The 14,317-nt window shown below is 37.8% G+C and carries 16 protein-coding genes; 10 read left to right on the forward strand and 6 right to left on the reverse strand.

What is annotated here, in order from left to right; genetic code table 11:
- Positions 1-393: 393 nt before the first annotated feature.
- Positions 394-1,587, reverse strand: coding sequence for an ornithine--oxo-acid transaminase (locus tag ACFQIC_RS13105; protein ID WP_204710492.1), 1,194 nt, complete (start codon positions 1,585-1,587; stop codon positions 394-396).
- Positions 1,588-1,748: 161 nt separating this feature from the next.
- Between ACFQIC_RS13105 and ACFQIC_RS13110 the strand changes: the two genes are divergently transcribed.
- The 3 genes from ACFQIC_RS13110 (at position 1,749) to ACFQIC_RS13120 (ending at position 5,895) form a co-directional block, all read left to right on the forward strand.
- On the forward strand, positions 1,749-2,114 hold the full coding sequence (locus ACFQIC_RS13110) for a YisL family protein (protein ID WP_204710493.1): 366 nt from the start codon (positions 1,749-1,751) through the stop codon (positions 2,112-2,114).
- A 239-nt stretch (positions 2,115-2,353) separates the two neighbouring features.
- Positions 2,354-4,198, forward strand: a complete 1,845-nt coding sequence (gene asnB / locus ACFQIC_RS13115) for an asparagine synthase (glutamine-hydrolyzing) (RefSeq protein WP_204710495.1) — start codon at positions 2,354-2,356, stop codon at positions 4,196-4,198.
- A gap of 185 nt (positions 4,199-4,383) precedes the next feature.
- Entirely contained in the window at positions 4,384-5,895 is a 1,512-nt protein-coding gene (locus ACFQIC_RS13120; RefSeq protein WP_204710497.1) for an alpha-amylase family glycosyl hydrolase, read from the forward strand.
- A gap of 79 nt (positions 5,896-5,974) precedes the next feature.
- Here the strand turns inward: ACFQIC_RS13120 and ACFQIC_RS13125 are convergent, their stop codons facing one another.
- Entirely contained in the window at positions 5,975-6,835 is an 861-nt protein-coding gene (locus ACFQIC_RS13125; RefSeq protein ID WP_204710640.1) for a DegV family protein, read from the reverse strand.
- Positions 6,836-7,024: 189 nt separating this feature from the next.
- Between ACFQIC_RS13125 and ACFQIC_RS13130 the strand changes: the two genes are divergently transcribed.
- Complete coding sequence (locus ACFQIC_RS13130; RefSeq protein WP_204710499.1) at positions 7,025-7,876, forward strand: YitT family protein; 852 nt, start codon at positions 7,025-7,027, stop codon at positions 7,874-7,876.
- Between the two features lie 50 nt (positions 7,877-7,926).
- Positions 7,927-8,784, forward strand: coding sequence for a BsuPI-related putative proteinase inhibitor (locus ACFQIC_RS13135; protein WP_204710501.1), 858 nt, complete (start codon positions 7,927-7,929; stop codon positions 8,782-8,784).
- A gap of 60 nt (positions 8,785-8,844) precedes the next feature.
- Here ACFQIC_RS13135 and ACFQIC_RS13140 read toward each other — a convergent pair whose 3' ends face one another.
- Entirely contained in the window at positions 8,845-9,108 is a 264-nt protein-coding gene (locus tag ACFQIC_RS13140; protein ID WP_204710503.1) for a NifU N-terminal domain-containing protein, read from the reverse strand.
- A 129-nt stretch (positions 9,109-9,237) separates the two neighbouring features.
- Here ACFQIC_RS13140 and ACFQIC_RS13145 point away from each other — a divergent pair, with 129 nt between their 5' ends.
- From ACFQIC_RS13145 to ACFQIC_RS13160, 4 genes are all read left to right on the forward strand, one after another.
- Positions 9,238-10,074: a DUF2785 domain-containing protein gene (locus ACFQIC_RS13145; protein WP_204710505.1), complete on the forward strand. Its 837-nt coding sequence runs from the start codon at positions 9,238-9,240 to the stop codon at positions 10,072-10,074.
- A gap of 65 nt (positions 10,075-10,139) precedes the next feature.
- On the forward strand, positions 10,140-10,517 hold the full coding sequence (locus tag ACFQIC_RS13150) for a hypothetical protein (protein WP_390217193.1): 378 nt from the start codon (positions 10,140-10,142) through the stop codon (positions 10,515-10,517).
- Positions 10,518-10,818: 301 nt separating this feature from the next.
- Positions 10,819-11,052 (forward strand): hypothetical protein, encoded by a 234-nt coding sequence (locus ACFQIC_RS13155; RefSeq protein ID WP_204710658.1) that lies wholly within the window; start codon positions 10,819-10,821, stop codon positions 11,050-11,052.
- A gap of 68 nt (positions 11,053-11,120) precedes the next feature.
- Positions 11,121-11,960: an HAD family hydrolase gene (locus tag ACFQIC_RS13160; protein WP_204710507.1), complete on the forward strand. Its 840-nt coding sequence runs from the start codon at positions 11,121-11,123 to the stop codon at positions 11,958-11,960.
- Between the two features lie 38 nt (positions 11,961-11,998).
- Here ACFQIC_RS13160 and ACFQIC_RS13165 read toward each other — a convergent pair whose 3' ends face one another.
- From ACFQIC_RS13165 to ACFQIC_RS13175, 3 genes are all read right to left on the reverse strand, one after another.
- On the reverse strand, positions 11,999-12,205 hold the full coding sequence (locus ACFQIC_RS13165; protein ID WP_204710509.1) for a DUF3813 domain-containing protein: 207 nt from the start codon (positions 12,203-12,205) through the stop codon (positions 11,999-12,001).
- Position 12,206: 1 nt separating this feature from the next.
- A complete protein-coding gene (locus ACFQIC_RS13170) occupies positions 12,207-12,344 on the reverse strand; it encodes a hypothetical protein (protein ID WP_204710511.1) in 138 nt (45 codons plus the stop codon).
- Positions 12,345-12,441: 97 nt separating this feature from the next.
- Positions 12,442-13,266 carry a Cof-type HAD-IIB family hydrolase gene (locus tag ACFQIC_RS13175; protein WP_204710513.1) on the reverse strand — a complete coding sequence of 275 codons (825 nt, stop codon included), beginning with the start codon at positions 13,264-13,266 and terminating at the stop codon, positions 12,442-12,444.
- A 173-nt stretch (positions 13,267-13,439) separates the two neighbouring features.
- Here ACFQIC_RS13175 and ACFQIC_RS13180 point away from each other — a divergent pair, with 173 nt between their 5' ends.
- Positions 13,440-14,204: a prolyl oligopeptidase family serine peptidase gene (locus ACFQIC_RS13180; RefSeq protein ID WP_204710515.1), complete on the forward strand. Its 765-nt coding sequence runs from the start codon at positions 13,440-13,442 to the stop codon at positions 14,202-14,204.
- Positions 14,205-14,317: the final 113 nt, after the last annotated feature.

The following is a 14,317-nucleotide window of genomic DNA, read 5'->3' on the forward strand; positions in this document are numbered from 1 at the left end:
TCTATTTTATTTTTAGTCTTTTAAAAACTATGTGGTTTTTCAGCAGCCTCCCCGCGTATCCCACAGGAGTCTCCCTCTTCCCCACCGCCCCTTGCCTTATATTTCCATCGGAACCGGAGCTGTTCTACCGTTACTATTATAGTGTGAGGGATCTGTTAAAACACCAAGTGTAGCCTGATATGTTCCGTCCCTCTTCTTCATGGCAAGGAGACTCACCGACGCCCACGGAAAGCAAGTTATTTCCCCGATCACCTTCTCCTCCTACCGATGACGAAACAGCCACACATTCTAGAAATCGAGTTTTCGCAAAAATAAGAGACCAAATCGTATGCGATTTGGTCTGCTAATTCATAAGTTCTTCACCGAAACGGAACTACTTACCTTAACTTATACCTATTTTAAAACTTCTTTTATATGATTAATTGCCCAGTCTAAATCTTCTTTTTCAATCGTAAGAGGAGGGGCAAAGCGGATGACATTTTCATGTGTTTCCTTACAAAGAAGTCCTTTTTCTTTTAACTGTTCACAGTAAGGACGAGCAGGTTCTGACATTTCTACGCCAATAAACAAGCCTTTCCCACGGATTTCTTTAACTTTTGGATTGTCAATTTTCTTTAATTCATCTTGCATATACGTGCCGAGTTCTAAGGAACGATCGGCTAAGTTTTCTTCTTCAATTACCTCTAGGGATGCCACAGATACGGCGCTTGCTAACGGGTTGCCGCCAAATGTTGAACCGTGGGAGCCTGGATTGAATACACCAAGAATATCTTTATTTGCGACTACACAGGAAATCGGAAAAACACCGCCACCTAGTGCTTTACCTAAAATCAGAACATCAGGGGAAACATCTTCCCAGTCACAGGCAAACATTTTGCCGCTCCGCCCTAGTCCAGCCTGAATTTCATCAGCGATAAATAGTACGTTCTCTTGCTTACAAACTTCATAAGCTTCTTTTAGAAAGCCATCAGGCGGCATGATAATACCTGCCTCACCTTGAATAGGTTCTAGTAAGAAACCTGCTGTATTTTCAGTTATTGCTTCTTTTAAGGCCTCCACATCACCATAAGGAATCACTTTAATACCAGGCAATAATGGACCGAAGCCTCGTTGATTTTCTTGATCAGATGAAAGGGAGACAGCCGTCAACGTCCGACCGTGAAAGTTTCCTTCACATGCGATAATCTCAGCCTTTCCATCGTCGACGCCTTTAACATCATATGCCCAACGACGTGCAGCCTTAATAGCTGTTTCCACGGCTTCAACGCCAGTATTCATAGGAAGAGCCATTTCTTTATTCGTTAGTTTACATATTTTTTCATACCATGGACCCAACTGGTCATTATGGAAGGCACGTGAAGTTAAGGTAACTCGAGCTGCTTGGTCTTGGAGTGCTTGAATAATTTTAGGATGACGATGCCCCTGATTGACTGCTGAGTAAGCACTAAGCATATCCATATATTTATTGCCTTCAGGATCTTCTACCCAGACGCCCTCTGCTTTTGAAATAACAATCGGTAAAGGATGGTAGTTTTTTGCACCATATTCTTGTGTTTGGTCAATAATCTGCTGACTATTTACTGTCATGATATCCCTCCAATTTCATTTGAAACTTCATGTTCAGTATAACAGGTTCAGTATTAATTTTCTTATTTATAAAAAAATTACATGGTGAAGCTTTTGATAGGAAAAAATGAAAATCTCATGGTAGTATAGGGATAGATTTATGTAATAAAGGGGGAACAAAAATGCCACATTTACATATTACCTCTTGGGTAATTGCTTTTGTGTTAATCGGATTGGTTACGACATTTACAAGAAGCGGAAACGAAAAGGCAGCGAAAATATCTCATATGATTTTACGAGCTGATTATTTATTAATTTTGTATTCAGGTGGATCATTATTTGCCGAGTACATGGGATCAAGCCAACTAGGCTTAGCCGTGATTAAACTTCTCGTCGGTCTTTGGATCATTGTTGCAATGGAAATGGTCAGTGTGAAGTACAAGAAGAAAAAGCCTGTTGCAGCCTGGTGGGGGCAATTACTAATTGCTGCGATTATTGCACTTGTTTTAGGATTCGGTTTCTTACCGCTAGGATTACTGCCAGCATAGAAAAAACATGCATGATGTGTACTACACATCATGCATGTTTTTTCTGTAAATATAGAGAGGGGGGTTAGACTTTAGTAGCTTTCACTGCTATTGGGGGTAACAAGTGCTAACTAAGTTAAATGATAATCATTCTCACTGGTAAAGTCAACTGTTTTAAAATATCTTTCATAGAAACCAAGCTTAGTATCATATCTTTTATTATGATGCTTTTTTTAATGTGAAAAGGATGGTGACGTGAAATGTGTGGATTAGTTGGTTGGATTGATAAGGATGCGAAGGAAGAAAATAAGTTACTCACTATAGATCAAATGGCTAAAACAATTAAGCATAGAGGTCCTGATGATTACAAAAGTTGGGTGAAGGGTATAGCGGGTTTTGGTCATCAGCGACTCATTGTTGTGGACCCAGATGGTGGAGTGCAGCCGATGGTGCGTCAGGCAAACGGTGAGGAATATGTACTGTGTTATAACGGTGAGCTTTATAATACAGATGAAGTAAGACAATTATTAAAAGCCAAAGGATGGACTTTTCAAGGACACTCTGATACTGAAGTAGTACTCGTTAGTTATATTGAATGGGGATCAAAATGTTTAGAGCATTTTAACGGGATCTTTGCGTTTAGTATTTGGGAAGTTAAGAAAAAGCGATTATTTTTATCAAGAGATCGTTTAGGGGTAAAACCGCTATTTTATAGTGAGCAAAAAGGTGGCCTTATCTTTGCCTCCGAAATCAAAGCCATTCTTGCCCATCCCCAACAACAAGCAAGCATTTCTGAAGAGGGGATTTTAGAAGTCCTTACATTAGGACCTTCACGAACACCAGGTCATGGTGTGTTTGATGGAATAAACGAGTTAAGACCAGGTTTTTGTGCCACATGGCAGCAAGGGAAATTTACGGTTGAACGTTATTGGAATGTTCAAAGTAAAGCCCATACTCACTCTTTGACGGAAACTATTGAACATGTAAGAGATCTTTTTACAAACGCAGTGGAACGCCAATTAGTGAGTGATGTGAAACTTGGTACTTTTCTATCAGGAGGATTAGATTCGAGCGCGATCACTGCCATTGCGGCTAATCATTATCAAAAAGAAAATTTAGGAAGATTGCACACTTTTTCGATTGATTATGAAGAACAAGAGAAATTTTTTAAAAGTAATTCGTTTCAACCAGATCGGGATTTAGATTATATTCAACTTGTTCAAAAGAAACATCAAACCAAACATTTTGCGTTAGAAGCGAGTGTGGAGGATCTGGTATCAAGGTTGGAGAGATCAGTTGAACTTCGTGATCTTCCGGGAATGGCTGATGTAGATTCATCCCTTCTATGGTTCTGTGAACGGATAAAAAACCATGTAACTGTTGGGTTATCTGGAGAGTGTGCAGATGAAATTTTTGGAGGGTATCCGTGGTTTTATCGGAAAGAAGATCGTGATCGTAATGGGTTTCCTTGGATTCGCTCTATTCAAGAACGAAAAAAATTGATCAAGCAGGATGTCAGTGATACGTATGACTTGGAGCAGTACATGATGCGACGATATTACGATTCCATCAATGAAGCCCCCCTAGTAGATGGAGAAACGGAAGCGGCAGCTAAACACCGTCAAATGCTCTATTTAAATATGAATTGGTTCATGCAAACCCTACTTGAAAGAAAAGACCGTATGAGCATGGGGGCGAGTTTAGAAGTGCGTGTGCCTTTTAGTGATCATAGACTCGTAGAATATGCTTATAATATTCCTTGGGAGATGAAGCACTTTGGAGATCAAGAAAAAGGTTTATTAAGAGAAGCCATGAAAGGAATATTACCTGATAAAGTACTACAACGAAAGAAGAATCCATATCCTAAAACATTTGATCCCAATTATACAAAAGTCGTCACAGCCTGGATGGCAGACATTTTAAATCAGTCTAATGCTCCAATCTTTGACTTATTCGATCGAAAAGAATTGAAATTACTAAATGAATCAGAAGGTAAAAATATAAATACTCCATGGTTCGGTCAATTGATGACAGGCCCTCAATTAATTGCTAACCTATGCCAAGTCAATCACTGGCTAAAAACGTATCAAATTAAAATTAATTAGATAAGTGAAGTATTATTGCCGTGCTCTTTTGAGTGCGGTTTATTTGATTTTATTGCACAAAAGTTTTGGTGGATTTGAGGAATCGTTGTAATCTTTTTAGCAATCTTCCACTTTCACATTGACGGCTGGAGGTACAAAAGGATACTCTTAAAGGCGTACGTTATACTTATAAGGGGGAGCGGGAGATGAGAAAACTCGGAACAGTTCTCATGCTTATTCCGTTTCTTCTTTTTTGCGCCCTTGACGTAGGTGCCGTTGAAAAAGAAGAGCGAAAATGGCAAGACGAAAGTATCTATTATATTATGGTTGATCGATTTATGAATGCAAATAGAGATAATGATTATGAAGTGGATACGGATGATCCTGACGCTTATCATGGTGGGGACTTACAAGGAATTATTGAACAGTTAGATTATATTAATGAGATGGGTTTCACTACAATTGAGTTATCACCAATAATGAGTAATCAAGAAATGGGGTATCATGGTAATTGGGTGGATGATTTTATGGCAGTTGAAGAGCACTATGGTACGATAGATGATGCAAAACAGCTTGTTGAAGAAGCTCATGATCGTGATATTAAAGTAATTTTTGATTTTAATGTTAATTTTACAGGTGATAAGCATCCATGGCTTGAAGAAGACGAGAAAACTGATTGGTTTAATGATATAGATGAAAATCAGGAACCAGTAGAAGAGTTAAATATAGACAACCCAGAGGTACAGCAATACTTATTTGATGTAGCCGAATTTTGGATAGACGAGACAGGAGTCAACGGATTTCGTCTTGAACCGGGCAAGAATGTTTCTCAAGAGTTTTGGTCAGGTTTTAATGATCATGTAAAGTCAATAGACAAAGATTTTTTCGTGCTAGGAGATGTTGAGAATGAGGATCCCACATCTGTTGCGGACTATGAATCAACAGGGATAGACAGCTTTGTAAATTACTCGTTTCACGAGAGTTTAATGAATGCGTTTAAATCAGTCGACGGATCGCTCGGTCCCTTATATGATGTATGGGAGCAAAATGAACAATTGTATGAAAATCCTATGGCATTAGGCAATTTTATCGATAACCAAGATCAACAGAGGTTTACCCGAACAGCGGTTGAGCATGGCGGCAATCCTATTACACGATGGAAATTGGCTTTAACACATATGTTTACTTCCCCTGGAATTCCAATGATGTATTACGGAACGGAAATTCCTTTAGACGGTGGGCAAGCCCCAGAAAACCGTCGGATGATGGATTTTAAAGGTGGAGATGAAGAACTGAATCAGCGTATTGAAAAATTAACATCCATGAGAGATGAATTTCCAGCATTAACTCGAGGAAGTTATCAAGAGCTATATAATGAGGATGGACTAGCTGTATTTAAGAGAGAATATGAGGAGCAAACCATGGTCATTGCCATTAATAATGCTTCAGCTACTAGGACGGCAGATATAAGCGATCTTCCAGATAACCAACAAATGCGTGGATTGCTGGAAGATGGAGTTGTGCGTCAATCCGACGATGGTGTTTATAAATTAGGGATGGAGCGCGAATTAGCTGACGTGTTTGTTGTGGAAGATGACCAAGGCTATAACTGGTTATTTATTGGTTTCGTAGGTGGAGTTTTATTTCTTTTTGTTACGGCTATCACGTGGATGAGTATAAAAAGTAAGAGAGCTTCCAATTTGAAAGGTGATAAATAAAAGGAAACGTATGGTGATTTCCTTGCTTTGCTACAATTTAGAGGTAAAAAATAAGCCTGACCAGTAGTCAGGCTTATTTTTACTCGGGGCTTTTATTTAGGAAGAATAGAGCAATAGTCCCTGGACCAGCATGAGCTCCAATAACAGCACCGACCATTTCAATGTGAATTTCTTTTGTGCCGAACTCTTCACGAATCATTTCAGCCAATTTCTCAGCAGTTTGGATGTCGTCCCCGTGACTAATAGCAAGGCGTTGTTTATTTAAGTCAACACCTCTTTCTTTCATCACATCCACCATCCGTCTAAGTACCTTTTTGCTACCACGGATTTTTTCAAGTGGTATTAGTTTTCCGTCTTCCATATGGAGGAGGGGTTTGATTCGAAGCAGACTGCCAACAAAGGCAGCTGTTTTACTGACTCTTCCACCACGATACAAATATTCAAGGTCATCAACGGTGAATATATGTTCCATGTGTTCCGCATGAAAACTTCCGATCTCAACAATTTCTTCAAAAGTTTTCCCTTCTTTAGCTAATTCAGCAATACGTAAAATGATTAAACCGTATCCGAGAGAAGCAGCTTCCGTATCAATGATTTCAAATTTAGCATCGGGGTATTCTTCTTTCACTTCCTGTTCGACCATTTTGGCTGTTTGATATGTACCAGATAATTCTGAAGAAAAGGCAAAATAAATAAACTCTTGTTCTTCCTTTACATAGTTGATAAATGTATCGCGAAATGCTTGTGGGGAAACTTGGGAGGTTTTCGGTGATTCCCCATCCCTCATTAACGAATATACTTTTTCAGGGATAATCGTCTTTCCGTCTTCAAATTCTTCCCCTCCAATGGTGACACTTAAAGGTAAACAGTCTACGTTGTAATTTTGTAATGTTTCCAATGATAAGTCACAAGCTGAATCACACAAAATTTTAACCATAATTTCACCTACAGTTCATAATATTCTATACTTTTTAGTGTAGGCTTAAGAGAGGATATAGTAAAGGAAAACCTTTCTATGTTCGATGGTTAAGGAAAGAGTTCTAAGGGGAACGATAAGGAAAAGGCTTGATTTTCGTAACTAGTGGTGATAAAAAAAGAATAGCGTCTTTATGCTAGATTGGAGGTCGTCATGTTTTCATTTGAGTTAAAACGAATATTGGTCGTAGTATTAGGAGCCGCTTTTAACGCGTTATCGTTAAATTTATTTTTAATTGAAGCGAATGTTTACGCTAGTGGATTTACTGGTGTAGCACAGTTGCTTACAAGTATTTTTCAAGATTTTTTGGGGATACCTGGAGTTAGTACAGGTCTAATCTTGTTCTTACTTAATATTCCTGTTGCGATACTAGGTTGGTATAAAGTAGGCAAAGGTTTTACAGTTTATAGTGTTATCTCTGTTGGATTTACCACTTTCTTTTTAGAGGTCATACCTGTTTTGCAACTATCAGGGGATATTATTCTTAACGCTGTATTTGGTGGAGTCCTTGGTGGTGTAGGTGTTGGGATGACATTAAAATGGGGAGCTTCAACAGGTGGTCTTGACATTGTAGCCATGATTTTGTCCCGCATGAAAGATCGCCCGATTGGCATTTATTTTTTAATTATTAATAGTGCAATTATAGCGATTGCAGGATTGTTATATTCTCCAGAAAATGCTCTTTATACATTGTTAACTTTATATGTTACAACGAGGGTTATTGATGCAGTCCATACGCGTCACGAGAAGTTAACTGCAATGATTATTACAACAAAAGCAGCTGATTTAGAAAAAGCAATTCATGCTAAAATGGTACGAGGCATTACGACATTGCCAGCCAAAGGAGCGTTTACTCAACAAGACAAAAATATGCTTGTCATGGTAATTACCCGTTATGAACTCTATGACTTGCAACATATTATCTCTGATGTAGATGCTCAAGCGTTTACAAATATCGTACAAACAACTGGAATTTTTGGTTTCTTTAGAAAAGATGACAAATAAAAATTTACTTAGAAAAGGGTGTGTTTGAACTGAATAAATGGTTTCTTTTGATGACAGGTATACTCGCTGTGCTTTTAGTTGGATGTACAAATTCCAATTCCGAAGAAAATTCAGACAATGAAAAAGATATAAATAAGGAGGAAGAAACTTCAGAGGGAGAGTCTGAGGCTCAATCTGAAAATATTGTATCCTTAATAGAACAGCTAAGTTTCGATGCTGAAGTAAGCTCGTCAGAGGGAGTAATAAATTTCTCCTTTTTCATCGAAAATGAAGCGGATAATCCAATGATATTAGGATTTAATTCAAGCCAAAAATATGAAATTATTTTGGAAAGTGAAGACGGGGAAGAGGTTTATAGATATTCTGATGACCAAGCATTTTCACAGCAACTTACAACAGAAGAACTTCAACCAGGCGATAGAATGGAAGCCGATGAAGTGTTGGAACAAGATTTGCCGACAGGGGAATATGATGCCACTATGTCGTTTTTAGTTACTTCGATTAATGATCAATCCCTTAATACGATCCCTTTTGAGATAACAAAGTCCATCACAGTTGGGCAAGCAGAAGGTGACGACACTGAAGCTTCACAATCCGGTGGGGAAATAGTGTTTCGTGAACTTAGCATATCTGGGGAAGAAGGGCAGTATACTATTTCTGGTGAAGCAAAAGTAAGAGCAGGTGAGTTTTTCTATCGAGTAGAGGATGGACATAATGTAATTATTGAAGAAGAATCGGTCCAAGTGGAGGATCCTGACGCAGAATGGTCATCATTTGAAACTCAGGCTGACATTGTTTCAGAAGACCTACCACATAAAGGGGCTCTAATTATTACAATGTATGATACAAATGCAGAAGGCCAAGAAATTAACATGAATTATGCCCAATTAGAAAATTTTGATAATTAGAGATGCTAGAAAAAAACAAGGCTGACATTAAGTGTCAGCCTTGTTTTAAATCGAATCATATTAATAGCCGTGTTCTGCTAGTACGCCTTCAACTTTGGGAGTAAGTACGTCCCAATCTGTGTCAGGTAGTCTATTCACTGTAATGAAGTTTTGAAAGCCAAAAACATTGTCTACGCCTTCTAGACTCATTAGTTGGTTCATAATTTCAAAATCACTTGTTTGACCGGGCATTACAGATACACTGCCATCTCCTTTAAAGATAAGAGACTCAGTTGTAAATTTACGTGCATTCGGGTTTGGTGTTTCTTCGACAGTAATTGCCATTAGTATTCCTCCTATTCAACTTCTCTTTTTATTTTAGCAGAAAATGTTGAAACACTAAACAACCAGCTTCTTATTTCAAAATTATATTGTTCGTGTGTTACAATATGGACACTTTGAGGGAGGTATTATATGGAAGCAAAATTAATAGATGTATTACAGCCGATTAAGGATAATGATTATGCATTACCTCAAGGATTAAGTTTGTCAGAGTTAACGACTATAATGCTACAGCGGATTGGCTCTCCAGATCCTGTATTAAGAGATGATCTCATTCACTCGTTATTTACAAACTTTATCAAACGAGATTACTACAATAATGATCAACTTAAAAATGTACTAAATTCTATATTAAATAAAAACTATTTATTTCACCGTATAAAAACGTCAAAAAAAGAAGAAAACGCTGTGTTTAAGCGAAGTTTCTCCGTTCTACTGATTCCAGCGATTATGTATAAACACCAAGAAAAGAAATTTCTGGAAGAACGGGAGATACATCGAGTTTGGGAAAATTTAAAAAGGTACATGGAGCAAGAAAAGGATCACAGGGGATATATCGAAGGAAAAGGTTGGGCTCATTCTATGGCTCACGCAGCCGATGCCTTGCATAGTGTGGCATCATGTGAGGAAATCACAAGGGAAGAAGTCAAAGGGATGCTTCCTACGATTCAGGAACAATTTTTGATTGATCAGCCTTATTTATTTGATGAAGAAGAACGAATGGTAACAGCTGTTATAACAATGTTTGAAAAAATTGAGCCACAAGAGCGAATCGATTGGCTCGAAACTTTAATTTATGAACGAAAGTGCTGGAGTGATCCCAAAGAGGAAATAATCATTAATAATAGTAAGCATTTTCTTAGAGCGTTGTATTTTCGTGTGATCGATGAAAAACCTATAGACCATGAAGCCTATTTAGAGGTTTTACTTAGGCTATTAAGGGAATTAAGATTGCAAGAAACATACTAAACGAAAGTAGAGGAACAATGATGGTCAGGTGGGGGATCTATATAGGCACAAACTCAGGCTTAGCATTGGGACTCTACATGTGGATTGTAGAATTAACTTCAGAAAAGCAAGTGTATACCTTGTTAATGAATGTCGATTTCATTCCTATAATCGGTTCTATTGAATGGCCGGTTTTTATAGAATGGATGTTCCATATGATTATTTCCTGGGGAATAGGTATCATATTTTGTTATATTTTCATGAAAAAAGTAACAGCGACTAGTAAGCGACAGTGGAAAGTTGCAATTGTCCTTGCTGGATTTGCTGCCCTGACTTACTTTCCTTTAACGTTACTCTCAGTCCAGGAAACGCCTCGAATTGCTGATATTGTTGCTATTTCTTACTGGTTAATTGGTCACATGTTATATGCAATAGTACTAAAATTATCCTTTTATCGAACATGAAAACAGACATTGTTAGGGTCATCCTACCAATGTCTGTTTTATTTTTTTAATCTTTTTGAGGACGATGCCTGCAGAAAAACGATCGTGACAGACCCTGCAGCGTAACGAGGATGCTTGAGGCTTTGTCAGGGGAAAGGCTCAAGCATCCTCGCTATCAACCATTAATACACAATCTAGGGTTTTAACGGAATAAAATAAGCAAACTTACTTAATAATGAAATTAATATTGTTTTTTTAAAGTCGAAATAAAAAAGCTCTATAATGAATGCTATATCAGTAGCTCAGTCAGGAGAATAAAAAAATGCGCTCCATTCTCTTTTTGAGTACCCTGAAGTTGCGACACAAAAAGGCAAAAGAGAGAAGGAGTGCACAATTATTTTATCATAGAGTTGTGAAAGGGGATGCCGGTGGGGAGCGTTTCCAGACGGTTGTAGATGATGTGGAAAATAAACAGATCGTTGATATTCGTCCGCAGGAAAACGAATTGTATTCAGGCTGCGGTGGCATAAGCAACAAACTATGCGAAAGCAGCTAAATCAAAAGGGTGATGGAGATTCTTCTCCACCACATTTGACAGAGAACCAATAAAAGGAGGGTGTGAATATGATCAAAGAAGCTAAATGTTTAATATTTGATTTGGACGGAACGCTCTATGAGGATACTCACCATTTTGAATTTTACGCTAACCTACTAAAAAAAGAGCTAACCTCAGAGAAGCAAAATGATTTTAAGAAGGATTACTTAGAAATTATGGCAGGTGAACATCCGCTAACGATAGGAAAAGCCTATGATCGCATCCATGATCAAATTCTTAGTATCGACCCATACACGGATAGGGTAGTGGCTGTTCATGAATGGAACGGAGAACAGTGGGAAGATGAGAAAGTCCTTGAACGATATAACAAACCTGTTACTTATGATTTTGAAAAAGTAATTGCTATTGGTGATGGGTGGTGGTTACCGTTTTCAGTGGCTAACCACTACGGGTTAAGTTTAGAAAAATGTTATCAATGTTATATGCTAACAAAAGAATTTATGGTTTCTGAACAATTTGTGTTAACAAAAACACCAGGACTGAAAGCTTCTATGGAAAAATGGAAAAAGGAAAAATGGCTTGTATTAGTGACCAATAGTGAATTGTACGATGTGAACAACCTTTTAAGGGAGTTAGAGTTAGAAAATATTTTTGATCAAGTAATTTCTTCAGCTAAAAAACCTACATTAACAAAAAAACACTATGGCGACATTTTGCTTGCATATGAATTATTTCCAGAAGAAGTGATCTCGATCGGGGATAATTTTATTAATGAAGTTGCTCCCGCGCTTACTAAAAACATGAAAGCAATACTTATCCAACCCAATGCTGTTACTTATAATCATCCAAATTTAAAGGTTGTACCGAGTTTTAGAAACGTCTTACGACCAGAAACTTTAACAAAGTAAAAAAAGATCAGACTCCGAAGAGTCTGATCTAATCAATCTTAACGCATACTGTTATGCTCAGCATCAAGCTTCTGTTCTAACTGCTGTAGCTCTTGCTGTTCTTCTTGAGAGCATTGGCTATATGCAGATTGAATGGCTTGTTTGGCTGCTTGCATATCTTGCTGACCTGCTGCATGACCATTATTTTGTCTGTTCGTCATACGATTGACGGCGTTACGTGCGTTTTCAAATAGGGAATTAGCCATTTTAAAACCCTCCCACCGTGTGTTGATCGGCTTCCATTTCTTTACGTTTTGCTTCGGATAGCCGTTTTGGTTCCATTTCGCTTTCTTTAAAAGGTTGTACTTCAACCCGCTGTTTTTCACTTTGCTGTTGCTTATCCATGACATTCGCCTCCTGTCATAAAAAAAGCCTGAACGCTCTTTTGCGTCCAAGCTTAGTATGGCTGGGAGGGATATCTCTACTCAAGGAAAAAATTAACTTACATTGCTTTTCTGTTGAGTTTTAAGTATTCAGTTAGAAATTCCCCAATTCCATTGTCTTCATTGGTGCCAGTTACAAAATTTGACCTGTTTTTAAGTTCATCAATTGCATTGCCCATCGCAACACCAACGCCTGCGTACTCAATCATCTCATAGTCATTATCTTCATCACCAAATGCAATAATTCGGTCTTGTGGGATATGATAATAATGAGCAATCTTCTTAAGACCAACGGCTTTGTTCATACCAGCACGAACAATTTCAATGACATGCCAAGGAGCTCCCCATTTTCGGTGCTCGATCAGTTCAGCATGTACATCAAGTTCATCTCGGAGGGCTCTAATTTTTTCCTCTTCTGGATGAATCAATAATGAAGTGGGGTCATCTTGTAAGTTTGATTGAAGGCGGCCGATCGTTATAGGGTTTTCATCATTTGTATGGAAAATTTTCATGATTTCCTCGTCATACTGGTCTAAATATACAGTGTCCCTTACTTCTGCTAAGATATTTTTGACACCAAGTTCATGACATGTATGGATAATTTTATGTGCTGTACGTATGGATAGGGGGGAGTGTATGGCATCCCAATTCCTATCATTAGGGTGGTGGATAAGGGCACCGTTAAAATTAACCATTGGAGTTGTTAACCCTAATTCTTTATAAAAGTCAATACTTGCACGGTGTGGGCGACCCGTTGCTATACAAACAATGTGTCCTTTGTCCATTGCGTCTGATATGATTTTTTTAGTTTCTAAGTTAATTTGTTTATCATCTGTTAATAATGTACCGTCTAAATCTAAAGCAATTAAATGTTGACTTGTCATCCTATTCACCTCATTCATAGTGTATCGGGAAAGGATTGGGATTGCAACGAGTGGGAATGGCAATACCTAATCCTTTCCAATTTTTAATACCGATGTTACGATATTAATTATACAAAAAAACATGTAAATTTCTATAAATAAAATGTAAAGAATGTAGGAAAGGAATCAAGAAAATGATTGGTATACATCGAGAAACACTAAGAAATATTCCCACGTTAGTAGTGGTAGAATCTGCAAAATACGATCAGCCCTTACCCGTTTTTACATACTTTCACGGGTTTACTTCTGCAAAAGAGCACAATTTGCCCCAAGCTTTTTTACTTGCTCAAAAAGGCTATCGCGTAGTTTTACCGGACAGTCTTTATCATGGCGAACGAATCGATGATTTATCCAAAAGAGAATTAAGCTTCAAGTTTTGGGATATTGTTTATCAGAACTTAAAAGACCTTCAAGAAATAAAAGATGAGTTAGATCAAAGGGAACTGATTGAAAACGAGCGGTTTGGTGTAGGCGGTACATCAATGGGAGGAGTGACAACAAGTGCAGCTCTGACGATGTACCCGTGGATACAAGCGGCTACAGTGATGATGGGTTCACCAAAACCAGTAGAATTTGCTCAAAAATTGATTAAAGATGTTGAACGAACTGGATTGCAACTTCCTATTAATGAATCAGAATTAGACGATCTCTATAGTTCACTGAACAGTATTGATTTGTCGGTTCAAAAGGATAAGTTGAGAGAACGTCCATTATTTCTCTGGCATGGAGATGCTGATCCTGTTGTTCCTTTTGAACATTCGTATGGTTTTTATAATGAAGTGGCGAACTCTTACAGAAATCCTGAGAACATTCGCTTTTTACGAGAAGTAGGGGTGGACCATAAAGTCAGTCGATTTGCTATTGTTGAAATGGTCAATTGGCTTGAAATGGTTCTTTAAATTCGTAATTTTATATAGAAGGAAAGAAAATTTAATCGTAAATCATTGCTTTTAAATATCTAATTCACCCACTAATAGAAGTATCACTTTATTCTATGGTCTATTTTGTTTAT

Origin of the sequence: Halobacillus seohaensis (assembly GCF_042663045.1) — a bacterium.
Lineage (GTDB): Bacteria > Bacillota > Bacilli > Bacillales > Halobacillaceae > Halobacillus_A > Halobacillus_A seohaensis.